The organism is Streptomyces sp. NPDC045955, from assembly GCF_056430805.1.
This window is the reverse complement of the sequence record NZ_JBWKKY010000001.1, coordinates 580,870-595,567: the sequence shown is the minus strand read 5'-3', so window position 1 is coordinate 595,567 and position 14,698 is coordinate 580,870. Positions and strand designations below refer to the sequence as shown.

Genomic DNA, 14,698 nt, shown 5'->3' with positions numbered 1-14,698 from the left:
TCACATCAGCCCCGCCGGGCAGATGTCCGGTCTCGCTCACGGTGAGGCAGAGTGCGCGCCTGACCGGGTGCCGCCCGGTCAGGGCGGCGCCATTCGGGACCGCCGAGGCGCCTGAAGCCGGCCCTGTCCTGTGAAGATCGCCGAGGGCATCCAGGAGATGCGCGAGTGGGCCGCCGGGCCGCCGTTGAACATCGGGGACGCCCAGATCAACAAGGCCTTCGACACGGCCGTCGCCCGCGCCCAGGAGGGTGCAGACGGGACAGCCACTGCGGCACTGTCCTGTCTCAGCTAGGTCCGGGCATCTGGGGCCCTCTGACCTGGGGTGCCCGGAGAATTCTGAGACGTCCGGATCTGGGATCGTCTCAGTTTGCTCCGGGTAGCTGTCCTACTGTGGCGGCATCCGTGACTTGCTCGACTTCGAGACAGCCCGCACCGTCGCCGAGATTCTCAGACCGCGGTCCCAATGGCCGGGCTGCATCGATTCCTGCCGCCGGGGAAGCCCAGTCGATCCATGCCGACGTCAAAGGCCCTTCAGGACACGATCAAGTGCGGACCGGCCTGCGGGCCCCCAGTTCGGCTTGCCTCCAGGCAGGCCGCGATCCCCGGCTTGGCCCATCGCCATCAGGAACAGGCTCCTCATCGCGGCCAGTCCGCGCGCCCGTCGCACCGCTGCCTCGTCCGCCTGCGCGTAGCTGTTGAAAAACCGTGAGGCGCCGCCCGCGGGGAGTAGCAGCCAGGCGGCCGCGAGGTCCCACGCCGGGTCGCCGGCGACCAGCGCGCCGAAGTCGACGACACCCGCCAGTGTCCCGTCCGCGACGACAACGTTCGCGGGATGCAGGTCGCCGTGCACCCACACCGGTGGGCCCTCCCACCCCGGGGCCGCCACCGCTTCACCCCAGACTTCACGGATCTCGTCGGCGAGGTCGGCAGGGGCAACGTCCTGGAAGAAGTGCTCGAAGCCGTCCGTGCAGTCCTTGGGGTGAGCGCCGAAGTCCGAAGCGGTCGGTGCGTCGGCGGGCGCCTCCACGTGCAGCGCCCTGAGGAAGCCCGACAGCGTCTCGGCCGCGTGGTCGCCGCGAGTGATCGAGCCATGGTCCAGCGGCGTGCCCTCGACCCATGTCATGACGGTCCAGATCTTGGGGAAGCGCTCGGACGGCGCACCGTCCCGTAGGGGGACAGGAATCGGCAGCGGCAGGCGCGAGGCCAGAGTCGGCAGCCACCGGCGCTCCTTGAGCTGGAGATCGGGGCTCGTGTCCATCCGCTGCATCCGGACGGCCAACTCGTCACCGAGGCGCCACATTTGGTTTCCCCAGCCGCCCGCCACTTCGCGGATGGGCAGCTCGGCGAGGTCCGGATGCTGCTCCCGAAGCAGGTCGCGGACCAGATCCTCGCTGATCTCAATCTCGGACTCGATCATGCCGAGTCACCGTACTTGAGGTAGGCGGAGGCCACCTTGCACTTTGGGAGATCCAGCTCCCCGACTGGATCTCCCGAGCTCTCTGAAGACCCGCAGGCAAGCGCTGCCGGTCCCGCTCCAGCCACGATTCGTAGCTCACGTGACCGCCGCACGTCGCCGACCAGTACCAGCCGCACCAGTTGCCCTGCCCGCGAAAAGACGGAAACCGCCGCTCAGGCGCGACATCCTCAAACCGGACCGGCCACAGCTCACTCAGGGAGCCCCGCCGCCGCACGCCCGCTTCAGTGACGTACTCGACCTCGAAGCCCTCCGCGGACTCGGGTACACCCTCATGTCCCGCCACCCCGGCCTTCGGTACGACGTCGCTGCCCAGCAGCTACGACCGTAGAAGGCCCGGGTCCGTCGTACCCGGAGAAGACGGAGACACCCCACAACTTGCCCGGACATGACCGAGACGACGCCTCACATGCCCGGAGATCTCCGAGACTGCCCGGACATCACAGAGACAGGACAACAGGACAGGCACCGCCGGTCGGTTGTGCGTGGCGTGGCGCACTTTTGCAAGCGGGTGCTTGCAATAGTTAGCGGGGTGCTGCACTCTGGAGTCATGGCATCGCTCAACGTCGGCAATCTCGGTGACTACCTGCGCGAACAGCGGCGCAACGCGCAGCTGTCGCTGCGGCAGCTCGCCGATGCCGCCGGGGTGTCCAATCCGTATCTGAGCCAGATCGAGCGCGGGCTGCGCAAGCCGAGCGCGGAGGTGTTGCAGCAGGTCGCCAAGGCCCTGCGGATCTCCGCCGAGACGCTGTACGTCCGGGCCGGCATCCTCGACGCCGAGCGGGACCGGGACGAGGTGGAGACGCGTGCCGTCATCCTCGCGGACCCGACGCTGAACGAGCGGCAGAAGCAGGTGCTGTTGCAGATCTACGAGTCCTTCCGCAAGGAGAACGGGTTCGGGACCGGCGACGGCTCCGCGGTCGTCGGCCTCGTGGGCGCCGAGGACGCGGCGGACGGAGACGGGGACGCCCCGCACGGCGACACCGGGATACGACGGCCCCGCACGGCCGACGGCGGCCGGCCCGCCGAGCGCCGTACCCGCGGCAGCGACGGGAGCGCCGGGAGCGACGGCAGTGACGGCGGTACGTCCGCGTCACCGTCGGCGACCCGCCGCACGCGCAAGGGCGACGGCGGTACGTCACCGTCGACCGCCCGTCGCGCTCGCAAGACCACCGGCGGTACGTCCGCCGCCCGCCGGGCCCGCAAGACCACCGGCGGCACTGACACCGACCCGCAGCAGACGGCCGGCTAGCCGGACCAGGGCACCGGCCGCACCGCTGCGGATCACACCACCCTCAGCCGAACCCTCAAGCGAAACAGAATCCGGGAGGACCATCACCATGGCCATCACCGACGACCTGCGCAAGACCCTCAGCGACCCGACGCCGCTCTACTTCGCCGCAGGCACCGCCGACCTCGCCCTTCAGCAGGCCAAGAAGGTGCCGGCCCTGGTGGAGCAGCTGCGCTCCGAGGCCCCCGCGCGGATCGACGCCGTACGCAACACCGACCCCAAGGTCGTCCAGGAGAAGGCCTCCGCCCGGGCCAAGGAGGCCACCGCCCGCGTCAAGGAGACGCAGGAGACCCTCCAGAACAAGGTCACGGAGTTCATCGGCTCCATCGACATCGACATCAAGAAGCTCGGCAGCACGATCGACGCGGACCTGAAGAAGGTCGGCGAGACCGCCCAGGACTTCGCGCTGCGCGGCGTCGGCGTGGCCGCCGAGTACGCCGTCAAGGCCCGGGAGACCTACGAGAAGGTCGCCGAGCACGGCGAGCAGGCCGTGCGCACCTGGCGCGGCGAGGCCGCCGAGAGCATCGAGGACGTCGCCGAGGGCGTCGAGGAGCTCGCCGTGGCCGTCGAGCCGAAGGCCCAGCCGGTCGAGGTCAAGGAGGAGCCGGCGAAGCCGGCCGCCGCCACGGCCGCCCCGGCGAAGAAGGCCCCCGCCAAGAAGGCCCCGGCGCGCAAGACCACCGCCAAGAAGACCACCCCGCCGGCCAAGTAGGACGGCGCAAGGCCGCAGCGCGAGCACACGGGCCGGGCACCCTGGAGGTGTCCGGCCCGTTGTACGGGTACGGTGACCGCGTAGGGACGAGCCGAGTCAGGTGGTGGACGTAGTGCTGATGCAGGGCTTCGCAGGGTTCATGTGGCTTCTGAGCATGGCCCTGATCATTTTCAGCGGCTTCGCGTTGTTCGACGCCGCCGTGCGGCGTGAGGACGCCTACCGCGCGGCCGACAAGAAGACCAAGCCGTTCTGGATGATCATCCTCGGGCTGGCCTTCGTGGTGAACCTGCTCTTCCCGATCCTGTCGTTCCTGCCGATCATCGGGCTCATCGCGACGATCGTGTACATGGTCGACGTCCGCCCCGCCATCCGCGCCCTCCCCGGCGGCGGCCGCAGCCGCCGCGGCTCCAGCAGCGACGGCCCGTACGGCCCCTGGAACGGCGGCCGGTAGACCCCCGAGCGGTACGCGAGCCGGCCGGGGCTACGGCACCCGGTCCAGCAGCAGTACCGCCACGTCGTCCGTCAGCTCGCCACCGTTGAGTTTGCGCACCTCGTTCACCGCCGCCCGCAGCAGCTCCTCGCCCCGCAGTCCCTCGGCGATCTGGCGGCGCACCATCTCCGTCATGCCCTCCTGGCCGAGCCGCTCCCGGCCCTGGCCGACATGGCCCTCGATCAGGCCGTCGGTGTAGAGCATCAGGCTCCACTCGGCGCCCAGCTCCACCTGCATGCGTGGCCAGCGGGCACCCGGCAGCAGCCCGAGGGCCGGCCCGTTGTTGTCGTACGGCAGCAGGCGGGCCGGCTTGCCCGGGCTGGCCAGCAGCGGCGACGGGTGGCCCGCCAGGCACAGGCCGGCGCGGCGGCCGTCCGGCGCGATGTCCACCGTGCACAGGGTCGCGAAGATCTCGTCATCGGCCCGCTCGTGTTCCAGCACCTGCTGGAGCGTGCCCAGCAGCTGGTCGCCGCACAGCCCCGCCAGCGTCAGCGCGCGCCACGCGATCCGCAGCTCCACGCCCAGGGCGGCCTCGTCCGGGCCGTGACCGCAGACGTCACCGATCATGGCGTGCACGGTGCCGTCCGGCGTGCGCACGACATCGTAGAAGTCGCCGCCGAGCAGGGCGCGCGAGCGGCCCGGGCGGTAGCGGGCGGCGAACCGCAGCGGGGAGCCGTCCAGCAGTGGGGTCGGCAGCAGACCGCGCTCCAGGCGGCGGTTCTCCTGGGCGCGCAGCCGGCCCTCGGCGAGCCGGCGCTCGGCCGACTCGGAGCGCTTGCGCTCCACGGCGTAGCGGATCGCCCTGCTCAGCAGCCGGCCGTCCAGCTCGTCGCGGAAGAGATAGTCCTGGGCGCCCACGCGCACCGCCTCCGCGCCGCGCTCGGCGTCGCCCGAGGCGGTCAGCGCCAGGACGGCATGCCGGGGCGCGAGCTCCAGCACGTGCTTGAGCACGGCGAGCTCGTCATCGGAGTCGCTGCGGCCCGGAGCCGGCAGCGCGAGGTCCAGCAGGATGCAGTGGACGTCGTCGGTCAGCAGCCGCCCGGCCTCGGTGAGGTTGCGGGCCGTGCGGACGCGGATCGGCTTGCCCGCCTGGTCGAGCATGTCGGGCACGATCGGCGACCCGGCCGGATCGTCCTCGATCAGCAGCAGGGTCAGGTTCGTGTGGGCGGTGTTGTTCTCCACCTTGTCCGTGATGTTCCCGGCGGTGTCCGGCGTGCGCGGGGCGGCTGCCGAGGCGTCCGTGGCGGACTGCTCGGCGGGGCCGTCGCAGCGGGACTCGGCCTGCGCCTGACCACTCTCCACGGCCGGGATCGCTCTCTGCCGCGGTATGGGTACGGGCATCGTCTTGGGTTCCTTCCCTCCCCCCGAGGGCATGGCGGGGGCGAGGGACCTCGACCCACCGACCGGGACCATAGCGGGTGTCGGCGCCCCATTGGAATGGTGTGAGCCACGCCGCTGCGCCATCGGCCAGTGTCATATGCCGCGATATGCGCCCCAGTTGGACACCGCCGGGATGCTGCGGGGATGACGAACGTCACGTCAGCACGTGGTTTGGCGGTGGATTCGGGGTGGGCTGGGTCACGTGGTCCGGGCCGCGCGGTCCATGGGGCGGCCCCTTGGCCGGTGCCTTCCCGCGCTCAGCCGGCGTCTGCGGCGGCGTCCGGTCGTACCACTCCGAGGATGGGCATCGACCCGGCTCCCGCGAGGGTCACCGTCCGCCCGGGCCGCGGCGCGTGCACGATCGCTCCGTCGCCGACGTACATCGCGACATGGCTGGCGTCGTCGAAGTAGATGATGAGGTCGCCGGGCCGCATGTCCTGGATGTCGATGTGCCGCAACCGCTTCCACTGCTCCTGCGACGTACGCGGAATGCCGCGGCCGGCGGAGATCCAGGCCTGAGAGGTCAGCCCGGAGCAGTCGTAGGTCTTCGGGCCCTCGGCGCCCCACTGGTACGGCTTGCCGATCTGGGCCGTGGCATACGCGACGGCCTTCTTGCCCTGCTCGGAGGCCTTTCCGCTGATCTCGTCGAGGATGCCGGAGTCGAGCCAGGCGGTCTGCGCCTTGCCGGCGGCCTCCTTCTCCAGCTCGGCGAGGCGCTCCTGCTCCTCCTTCTGGAGCTCGGACTCGAGCTTCTCCGCCTGCGCGATCTGCTTCTCGACCTTCTTCCGCGCGGCGGCCTTGGCCTTGCGGCCCGCCTCCAGTTTCTTCCACTGCGCTGAGGCGTCCTGCGCGTACCGCTCCAAGTCCTCCTGGGTGCGGGCCAGTTCGCCGATCAGGCCCTTGGCCGCGTGCTGGCCCTGGCGCACCCGGCCCGCTCCGTCGAGGAACTCCTGCGGATCGTCGCTCAGCATCAGATGAGCCTCGGGCGGCAGTCCGCCGCCGCGGTACTGGGCGGCGGCCGAGGCGCCCGCGCGGTCCTTCAGCTTCGCCAGCTTCTCCTGGCCCTTGACGATCTTCTTGGCCAGCTTGACGATCTCGGCGGACTGCTTGTCGGCCTTCTCCTCGGCGGCGTTGTACTCGTCGGTGGCGCGGGCCGCGGCGCGGTAGAGCTTGTCGAGCTTCTCGCGTACGGCTTCCAGGTCCTTGCTGGGCGCGAGCGTGGGGCCCGCGCTCGGGGTGGGGTCCGGGGTGGGTGCGGGACCGGGGTTCGCGAACGCCGTGCCCGGTGCCGCCAGCACAGTGAGCGCGCAGACCACGGTCACGGCCGTCGCGATCAGGCCACGCTTGCCCGGTCCCATACCTCAGCCCCCAAACTGATTAACCGTCAGTAACATCCGGTACGCCTGGGGATGCTGCCACGTCGGCGCGCGAAGCGACAGGGGTAGTACTTCCCTCGGTCCCCTCCCCGATATGCCCCCGGCATGACGATCTCCCCGCCTGTGTGACGAACGACTCAAAGAGATCGTTCCCGGCGGGCCGGTCTGCGTGGATTCACCGTGGTGCCAACGCCTCCCACCGCACCGTCACTTCGCCCTGCCGCCACCGCACCGGCCCGTCGGCCACGGGCCAGTCGGCGGCCAGGTCCCGTACCGCCCGGATCCAGCGCTGCCGGGCGCCGTAGGACGCGTAGGGCGCGGCGGCGGCCCAGGCGCGGTCGAAGTCGCACAGGAAGGCGTGCACCGGCTCGCCCGGGACGTTGCGGTGGATGAGCGCCTTCGGCAGGCGTTCCGCCAGGTCCGAGGGGCGTTCCAGGGAGCCGAGCCGGGTCGCGAAGGTGACCGTGCGCGGTCCCTCCGGGCCGAGCGCGACCCAGACGTGCCGGCGTCCGATCTCGTCGCAGGTCCCCTCGACCAGCAGCCCGCCGCGCGCCCCGGTCGCCGGATCGGCCGGCGCGAGCCGCCCGCACAGCCGGTGCCAGACGGCCTCCACCTCGCCCTCCGCGTACTGCCGCAGCACGTTCGCCGCGCGGACCAGCAGGGGCCGCTGCGGGATCGGGATCTCGAAACCGCCGTGCCGGAAGACGAGCCCCGCCCGCTCGTACGGCAGCGCCGCCGCGACCCGGGCCGGCTCGATCTCCACGCCCACCACGCGCGCGCGTGGCGCGACCCTACGCAGGCGGTGCAGCAGCTCGACGGCCGTCCACGGGGCGGCGCCGTACCCGAGGTCGACGGCCACGGGGTCGGCGGCACGGCGCAACTCGGCGCCGTGGGTGGCCGCGATCCAGCGGTCCATACGGCGCAGGCGGTTCGGGTTGGTCGTCCCGCGCGTCACCGTGCCCACGGGGCGGCGGGCGGCTGCGCGGGATGTCATGCGTACGAGGTTAAGCGGCTCCCAGGCGTGAACGGCCCCCGGTGTCGAACAGCTCCCTACGTCCCGGCCCCGCCTCCGTACGTCCCGAACTCCGGAACCCCCGCCGACTCGAACACATGCACCGACAGACCGCCCGGCGTCGTCCGGTGGCCGGTCAGCCGCAGCCCGGCCGGTGCGCCGCCGTCCGGGAAGAGGCGGCGGCCCTGGCCGACCACGACCGGGGCGATCACGAGCCGCAGCGTGTCGATCAGCCCGGCGGCCAGCAGGGACTGGGCGAGCCGGGCGCTGCCGTGGATCTGGAGCTCCCGGCCCGGCTGCCGCTTCAACTCCGCCACCTGGGCGGGGACGTCACCGGACAGGATCGTGGCCGGGTCCCAGCCGGCCGTGGTCAGGCTCTGGGAGGCGACGTACTTCGGCAGGCCGTTCATGATTCCCGCGAGAGGATGGTCGGTCATCCCCGGCCAGTCGCGGGCGAAGTTCTGGTACGTACGCCGCCCGAACAGCAACGCGTCCGCCTCACCGAGCCAGCTGCCGGCCAGCCGCTCGAACTCCTCGTCCAGATGCGGCACGAACCAGCCGCCCCGCTCGAAGCCGTCGCTGGTGTCCTCGTCCGGGGCGCCCGGCCCCTGGGAGACACCGTCGAGCGACAGAAACTCCTGCACCACGAGCTTCATCGCGCACCACCTCATCCCTCTCTCCCTCAGGCCTACCCCTACGCCCCACCTCCTCGAACGGTTGAGCGAGAAGCGGTAATGATTCGGTAAAAGTCGCGAATCAGGAAATGGAACCCAACCCTCCGCTGTTGGACCGCTGGAGGGCACGTGCGCCCTGCCCAGGCATGCCGGAGCGAGGAGGAACGCCACGTGAGCCAGTACATCGGCAGGCTCGGGCGGCGCTCCGCGTCCGCGCCCGCGCGCCTCCGGCTGCACCGCAGGCCCCGCCGGGTGGCCATGCTCTCCGTGCACACCTCCCCGCTCCACCAGCCGGGCACCGGCGACGCCGGCGGTATGAACGTCTACATCGTGGAGCTCGCGCAGCGCCTGGCCGCGATCAACATCGAGGTCGAGATCTTCACGCGCGCGACCTCGGCCGCCCTGCCGCCGACCGTCGAGCTCGCCCCGGGCGTCCTCGTCCGGCACGTCGACGCCGGTCCCTACGAGGGCCTCAACAAGGAGGACCTCCCGGCCCAGCTGTGCGCCTTCACGCACGGCGTGATGCAGGCCTGGGCCCACCACCGCCCCGGCCACTACGACCTGGTCCACTCCCACTACTGGCTCTCCGGCCACGTCGGCTGGCTCGCCGCCCAGCGCTGGGGCGTCCCCCTGGTGCACGCCATGCACACCATGGCCAAGGTCAAGAACGCCAACCTGGCCGACGGCGACACCCCCGAACCGGCCGCCCGCGTGATCGGCGAGACCCAGATCGTCGCCGCCGCCGACCGTCTCATCGCCAACACCACCGAAGAGGCCGACGAACTGGTACGGCACTACGCGGCCGACACCGACAAGGTCGCCGTGGTCCACCCGGGCGTGAACCTCAGCCGCTTCTCGCCCGCCGACGGCCGCGCCGCCGCCCGGGCCCGTCTCGGCCTGCCCCAGGACGCGCTGATCCCCCTCTTCGCGGGCCGCATCCAGCCCCTGAAGGCCCCCGACGTGCTGCTGCGCGCCGTCGCCGTCCTCCTCGACGAGCGCCCCGAGCTGCGCTCGCGCATCCTCGTCCCCGTCGTCGGCGGCCCCAGCGGCAGCGGCCTGGCCAAGCCCGAGGGCCTCCAGAAGCTGGCCGCCCGCCTCGGCATCGCGGACGTCGTACGGTTCCACCCGCCGGTTGGGCAGGACCAGTTGGCGGACTGGTTCCGCGCCGCCTCCGTGCTGGTCATGCCCTCCTACAGCGAGTCGTTCGGCCTGGTCGCCATAGAGGCGCAGGCGGCGGGCACCCCCGTGCTGGCGGCCTCGGTCGGCGGTCTGCCGGTCGCCGTGCGCGACGGCCACACCGGCTTCCTGGTGCGCGGCCACCATCCCGCCGACTACGCGCGCGTGCTGCGCGAGTTCGCCGACAATCCGGAGCTGTCGCCCCGGCTGGGCGGGCAGGCCGCCCGCCACGCCCAGTCCTTCGGCTGGGACACCGCGGCCGCCACCACGGCGGACGTGTACACGGCCGCGATGCAGGCGCATCGCCGTCGCGTACGCTCGCAGCATGGGTGAAACCGATCTGGAACAGCGTGCGGCACAGGTCGTCGAGGGAGTGCTGAAGGACGCCGACCTGGAGTGGGAGAGCCCCGAGCCCGGCACCTACGTGGCCCAGCTCCCCGGCACCCGCAAGCTCAAGACGACGGTCTCGCTGATCGTCGGCCGCCACTCCCTCTCGCTCAACGCCTTCGTCATCCGCCACCCCGACGAGAACGAGCAGGGCGTCCACCGCTGGCTCCTGGAACGCAACCTCAAGCTCTACGGCGTGAGTTACGCCGTCGACCAGCACGGCGACGTCTACGTCACCGGCCGGCTCTCCCTGTCCGCCGTCACGGCCGACGAGATCGACCGCCTGCTCGGCCAGGTCCTTGAGGCCTCCGACGGCAGCTTCAACACCCTCCTGGAGCTGGGCTTCGCCTCGGCGATCCGCAAGGAGTACGAGTGGCGGGTGTCCCGCGGGGAGTCGACACGCAACCTGGACGCGTTCGCCCACCTCACGCAACGCCCTGGCCGCTAGGGCCCTTCTGGTTCGGCGAACGCGGCCCGTCCCGCCGGCGTGACGCCCGACGGCCCGCCTACTTGATCAGGGCGTTCGCGACAATGATCACCAGGCCGATCAGCATGTCCAGGCCTCCTGCCCGGCATGAGGACGGCCATCCGTGCCCGGCAGCGCGGGCGGCCCAGGCGCCACAGCCGAACAAGGCGACGGTGTTGAACAGCAGGGCCGCGTCCACAGCCGTGGCCTCCGCCCACCATCCGGCTGCCGCGCCGAGCAGGATCGCCGCCGTGGGCAGCACCGCGGCGACCAGGGGCCACTCGGCGAGCACCGACCGCAGTCTGCTCGTGGTGGCAGCTCCGTCCTCGGACGCACGCTGGGCGATGACGTGCGCGTACCCATGGGCGGCGCCTGACGCCAGTGCGGTGAACAGGACCCACAGCGCGTCCGGACCGGGCTCTGCCTTCTCGCCCGTCGCGTCCAGGGCGGCCACCAGAGCGCTGGCCAGCACCAGTCCGTAGATGCCGCTGAACAGCGACTGTTCCGGCGGCCGATACCGCGTGACCCACCTTCGGGTGACGCTTTCGGAGCGGACCTGGTCGGCGCGGTCGGACATCACATCGCCTCGGTGCGGGAGGAGGGCAGAGTCCGCACATGCTCACCCGCGTGGCGCCGGGGAACACGACGCCACGCGCTACTCGCGGGGTTGTTGTGCCCCAAAGAGGGTCGGCAAGCGGGGATCTCCGGGCGCGTGTCGATCGCCGGGGACGTCTCGGGGCCCGAGCAGGACCGGGGCGGCGCGGTAGCCCGGAAAGCCATGGTTAGAACGCTTGCCCGCAAACGTCTTCCTTGTAGTGAAGATTCCGTGTTGCCCCTTCCTGATGGCTTTCGTCCGAGCAGGATGGAGCCTTGCCGCCCGGCCGACCGGTCACCGACTGGTTCCGGGCGGCCCCACCTCTCCGCACGCAAGGACACCGCGTTGACCAGAATCTCGCCTCGGACTGCATACGCCCGTCGCCTCGCTGCCGTGTCAGCCACGGGCCTTCTCCTGGCCGGCTCAGCACTCGCCGCCGAAGCCACTGCGGTTCCCGCGACCGACACTTCCCAGGGCACCGCCACGGCAGTGGCGTTCCGCGCAGCGCTGGACGTCTCCCGGGCCGGTTCGGCCGGAACGACGCCTCTGCGAGCCACGCTCGATGAGGTTCAAGCTCCGGCGAGCGCGGAAAAGAAGACCCTCGACGTCACCGTCGACCGCGTCAACCGCGGCCGCCCGGTCCGTCTGCTCCATGCCGACGCCGTCACGGCGAAGGCCGATGTCGCCGACGGCCGAGCCGAAGGGACGTCCCGTCTCGTACGGGCGCGAGTCCATGTGCCCGGGCTGCCTGCGCTGTCCCTGCTGGAAGTCGAACAGGTCACCGCCAGGGCAACGTGTGCCGCCGGCCGGAAACCGGCCGCCGAGTCCCAGGTACTGGGCCCCGTCACCGCTCTTGGCAAGCGGGTGGCGCTGGCGGCCGGCGGCACCGCCACCGTCGAGGCCCCGGGCGTCGGCACGGTCCGGCTTTCCCTGTCCCAGAGGGAGACGGCCAGTGACACGGCCGCCGCCACGGCACTCCGCTTGCACGTGTCCGTGGATCCCTTGCGGCTGGGCGTTGAGAAGGTGGACGGCACCGTGACCCTGGCGCAGGCCACCTGCCGGTCTCCTCAGCCGGCCTCCGAGAGCCCGGCACCGTCCGCCACGCCGTCGGGCACACCGTCGTCGGTCACCCCCGCGACGTCCGGCCGGTCGGCCCCCCTCGCGCCGTCGGCCGCGCCTTCCCAGGAGACCGGGCTGGCGGAGACCGGTGGCAGCCCCATGACGCCGTACCTGCTGGCAGGCGGGGCGGTGCTGGTCGCCGGCGGCGGAGCAGTCACCGTACTTGTCGGCAGGAGGAGCCGCAGGAACACCTGATCCAGCACGCTCGTCGCAGGCGGGGCGGGTCGGCAGCCCTGGCCGCTGCAGGTGCGGCTGGGCTGCTGACCGTTGCGACGCCGACGGTGACCGGTGTGCTGTCCGGGGCACCTGGCACCGCCGCTCGGCGGTGGACGGCGAAGGCCGATCCGGCTTCGGGCTCGACGAGGATCCGACGCGCCGGCAGCAGAGGTCACACCGCGACCGAGGATCGGTACTGGCGCGGCACAGCGGGCCGTCCCCTTCGGTAACGCCCCGGCGGCACGCCCACCAACCTGCGGAAGTGCCGGGTGAGGTGCGACTGGTCGTAGAACCCGGTCTCGGCCGCCACCTCCCCCGGGGAGCGCCCTTCGAGCAGCAGCCGCCGGGCGCGGCCCACGCGCAGGGACGTCAGGTACTGGTGCGGGGCGATGCCGTAGGCAGTGCTGAACGCCCGTACGAGATGGGCGGGATGAGCCCCGACGAGCCCGGCCGCTTCCTGCAGCCCGACGCCCTCCACGACCCGCTCGTCCAGCAACTCCCGCAGCCGCCGCGCGAGAACGGGATCCGCCGGACGGGGCTTGTCGCTGTCGCCCCCCAGATGCCCGCGCAGCCGTTCCCCGACGAACAGCAGCCTGCTCTCGGCCTCCAGTTCCTCACCGGGCCGCAGCAGCGCGCCGTGCACCTGCCCCACGCGCTTGCGCAGCAGCGGATCGCGCAGATCGGGCCGGTCGACGGCGGCCCCGATCAACTCGTCCCCCAAATACGTCCGGTCGAGATACAGCACCCGCTTGCGGAAGCCCTCCGGGGTGACGGGCGAGCCGTTGTGCGGCACGTGCGGCGGCAGCAGCGACACCGTGTCGTGCGGGGTGCCGTGCTCGTGTCGGTCGAGGTCGTACCGCACGGCGCCGGTGTCGACGATCAGCAGCGTCCAGGCGTCGTGGACGTGCATCGGGTACGCGTACTCGGTGAAACGGGCGTGGAAGACCTCGACGACGCCGGGCACGGCGGGCCGCCAGGCGGAGACGATCCGGGCGGGCTGAGAAGCCATGCAAAAAACGTACAAGACCCCGCCGAGGGCCGCCGGGCACGCTCGCATCATGAACACGCACACCGAACCGGCTCCGGAGCCGATCCGCTTCGACACGAAGATCGCCGTACTGCTGCGCGCCGACCTGGAGCCCTGGCAGCGTCTCAACGTGACGTCGTTCCTGGTCAGCGGCTTGGCTACGCAGGTCCCCGAAGTGATCGGCGAGCCGTACGAGGACGCGGACGGCGTGCCCTACCTGCCGATGTTCCGCCAGCCCGTCCTGGTCTTCGAGGCGACGAAGGAGACCCTGACCACGGCCCACAGCCGCACCCTGTCCCGCTCCCTGCCCCGTGCGATCTTCACCTCGGACCTGTTCTCCACGGGCAACGACCGCGACAACCGCGCGGCCGTACGGTCGGTGCCGACGGCGGACCTGGATCTGGTCGGCCTCGCGGTCTACGGCCCGAAGAACGCGGTGGACAAGGTGGTGAAGGGGGCGCGGATGCACCCGTGAGGCGGGACGCGGCCGTGAGGCGGCACGTCCCTGCCCGGCGACCAAAGTCGCGGACGCGTAGACCAACGGCTGACGACAGGGCGTGCCCCGCCCGCCGAGACTCGCCTCATGGAGGACGCGAGGAAAGTTCAGATGGGGAAGAAGCCCGTCCCGCCGGCGGGCGCGGGCACGGACCTGTCCGAGTCGCCCTGGGCGATCACACTCTTCTGCGTGGCCTGCGGCGCCGGCGTCGGCGCCGTGCTCCCGCTCCTCGTCCGCCTGCTGCTGAAACTGCCGTGGGCACCGCTGGAGGGCCCGGCCGAACTGCTGACCTCGATCCCGGAGCCCGCCCTCACCCTCGGCACGGTCGCGGTGGGCGCACTCGGCGGCCTGCTGCTGGGCCTCGCCGCCGCGCACGAGTCGCTGTCGGTCCGCGTCTGTGACACCCACCTCGCCCTGACCATCAGGGACAGCACGCGGGAGTTCACCCGCGAGGAGATCGCGGTGCTGTGCAGGGACGGCAAGCAGCTCGTGGTGCTGGCCCCGGACGGCATGGAACTGGCCCGGGAGCACTGCGGCCTGCCCTGGCCGCGCCTGGCCGACACCCTCGCCGGGCACGGCTACCGCTGGGCGGAGGAGGACCCGTACCGCGCGGAGTTCCGCCGCTGGGTCCCCGGCACCCCGGGTCTCCCCGAGGGCGCGGACGCCCTGCTGCGGGCCCGTGCGCAGGCCCGCGAGAGCGACGACGACGCCGAGGACGCCCGAGAGCTGCGCCGCGAGCTGCTGCGGCTGGGCGTGGTCGTACGGGACGAGGAGAAACGGCAGTACTGGCGGATCGTCGGCGGGTGA

The 14,698-nt window shown here is 71.7% G+C and carries 16 protein-coding genes; 9 read left to right on the top strand and 7 right to left on the bottom strand.

The window, feature by feature from the left end; genetic code table 11:
- Nucleotides 1-130 precede the first annotated feature (130 nt).
- Complete coding sequence (locus AC07F0_RS02785) at nt 131-292, top strand: hypothetical protein (protein WP_478973349.1); 162 nt, start codon at nt 131-133, stop codon at nt 290-292.
- A 228-nt stretch (nt 293-520) separates the two neighbouring features.
- On the opposite strand, the gene AC07F0_RS02780 is transcribed toward AC07F0_RS02785, so the two are convergent.
- Entirely contained in the window at nt 521-1,417 is an 897-nt protein-coding gene (locus AC07F0_RS02780) for an aminoglycoside phosphotransferase family protein (protein ID WP_059419680.1), read from the bottom strand.
- A gap of 607 nt (nt 1,418-2,024) precedes the next feature.
- Here AC07F0_RS02780 and AC07F0_RS02775 point away from each other — a divergent pair.
- The 3 genes from AC07F0_RS02775 to AC07F0_RS02765 all read left to right on the top strand — a co-directional run bounded on the left by AC07F0_RS02775 (nt 2,025) and on the right by AC07F0_RS02765 (nt 3,928).
- A complete protein-coding gene (locus AC07F0_RS02775) occupies nt 2,025-2,726 on the top strand; it encodes a helix-turn-helix domain-containing protein (protein WP_478973346.1) in 702 nt (233 codons plus the stop codon).
- A gap of 88 nt (nt 2,727-2,814) precedes the next feature.
- Nucleotides 2,815-3,477 carry a hypothetical protein gene (locus AC07F0_RS02770; protein ID WP_436726586.1) on the top strand — a complete coding sequence of 221 codons (663 nt, stop codon included), beginning with the start codon at nt 2,815-2,817 and terminating at the stop codon, nt 3,475-3,477.
- 118 nt (nt 3,478-3,595) lie between these two features.
- Nucleotides 3,596-3,928, top strand: a complete 333-nt coding sequence (locus AC07F0_RS02765; RefSeq protein ID WP_356927857.1) for a DUF2516 family protein — start codon at nt 3,596-3,598, stop codon at nt 3,926-3,928.
- A gap of 30 nt (nt 3,929-3,958) precedes the next feature.
- Here AC07F0_RS02765 and AC07F0_RS02760 read toward each other — a convergent pair whose 3' ends face one another.
- The 4 genes from AC07F0_RS02760 to AC07F0_RS02745 form a co-directional block, all read right to left on the bottom strand.
- Nucleotides 3,959-5,308 (bottom strand): PP2C family protein-serine/threonine phosphatase, encoded by a 1,350-nt coding sequence (locus AC07F0_RS02760; protein ID WP_478973343.1) that lies wholly within the window; start codon nt 5,306-5,308, stop codon nt 3,959-3,961.
- Nucleotides 5,309-5,604: 296 nt separating this feature from the next.
- Nucleotides 5,605-6,705, bottom strand: coding sequence for a C40 family peptidase (locus tag AC07F0_RS02755; RefSeq protein WP_478973340.1), 1,101 nt, complete (start codon nt 6,703-6,705; stop codon nt 5,605-5,607).
- 193 nt (nt 6,706-6,898) lie between these two features.
- Nucleotides 6,899-7,717, bottom strand: coding sequence for a class I SAM-dependent methyltransferase (locus tag AC07F0_RS02750; protein WP_478973337.1), 819 nt, complete (start codon nt 7,715-7,717; stop codon nt 6,899-6,901).
- A 56-nt stretch (nt 7,718-7,773) separates the two neighbouring features.
- Complete coding sequence (locus tag AC07F0_RS02745) at nt 7,774-8,391, bottom strand: dihydrofolate reductase family protein (RefSeq protein WP_478973334.1); 618 nt, start codon at nt 8,389-8,391, stop codon at nt 7,774-7,776.
- A 189-nt stretch (nt 8,392-8,580) separates the two neighbouring features.
- Here AC07F0_RS02745 and mshA point away from each other — a divergent pair, with 189 nt between their 5' ends.
- Together mshA and AC07F0_RS02735 are read left to right on the top strand one after the other, a co-directional pair.
- Nucleotides 8,581-9,918, top strand: coding sequence for a D-inositol-3-phosphate glycosyltransferase (mshA, locus tag AC07F0_RS02740; RefSeq protein WP_478973331.1), 1,338 nt, complete (start codon nt 8,581-8,583; stop codon nt 9,916-9,918).
- On the top strand, nt 9,911-10,420 hold the full coding sequence (locus tag AC07F0_RS02735; protein WP_478973328.1) for a type III secretion system chaperone family protein: 510 nt from the start codon (nt 9,911-9,913) through the stop codon (nt 10,418-10,420). The genes mshA and AC07F0_RS02735 overlap by 8 nt, the downstream gene beginning before the upstream one ends.
- A gap of 58 nt (nt 10,421-10,478) precedes the next feature.
- On the opposite strand, the gene AC07F0_RS02730 is transcribed toward AC07F0_RS02735, so the two are convergent.
- On the bottom strand, nt 10,479-11,015 hold the full coding sequence (locus AC07F0_RS02730; RefSeq protein ID WP_478973325.1) for a hypothetical protein: 537 nt from the start codon (nt 11,013-11,015) through the stop codon (nt 10,479-10,481).
- A gap of 411 nt (nt 11,016-11,426) precedes the next feature.
- Between AC07F0_RS02730 and AC07F0_RS02725 the strand changes: the two genes are divergently transcribed.
- Complete coding sequence (locus tag AC07F0_RS02725; protein ID WP_478973322.1) at nt 11,427-12,347, top strand: SCO1860 family LAETG-anchored protein; 921 nt, start codon at nt 11,427-11,429, stop codon at nt 12,345-12,347.
- A 193-nt stretch (nt 12,348-12,540) separates the two neighbouring features.
- Here AC07F0_RS02725 and AC07F0_RS02720 read toward each other — a convergent pair whose 3' ends face one another.
- On the bottom strand, nt 12,541-13,377 hold the full coding sequence (locus AC07F0_RS02720) for a helix-turn-helix domain-containing protein (protein ID WP_478973319.1): 837 nt from the start codon (nt 13,375-13,377) through the stop codon (nt 12,541-12,543).
- Between the two features lie 49 nt (nt 13,378-13,426).
- On the opposite strand from AC07F0_RS02720, the gene AC07F0_RS02715 reads away from it, so the two are divergent.
- Together AC07F0_RS02715 and AC07F0_RS02710 are read left to right on the top strand one after the other, a co-directional pair.
- On the top strand, nt 13,427-13,870 hold the full coding sequence (locus AC07F0_RS02715) for a DUF2000 family protein (protein WP_436726596.1): 444 nt from the start codon (nt 13,427-13,429) through the stop codon (nt 13,868-13,870).
- A gap of 132 nt (nt 13,871-14,002) precedes the next feature.
- Nucleotides 14,003-14,698 carry a YqeB family protein gene (locus AC07F0_RS02710; RefSeq protein WP_478973316.1) on the top strand — a complete coding sequence of 232 codons (696 nt, stop codon included), beginning with the start codon at nt 14,003-14,005 and terminating at the stop codon, nt 14,696-14,698.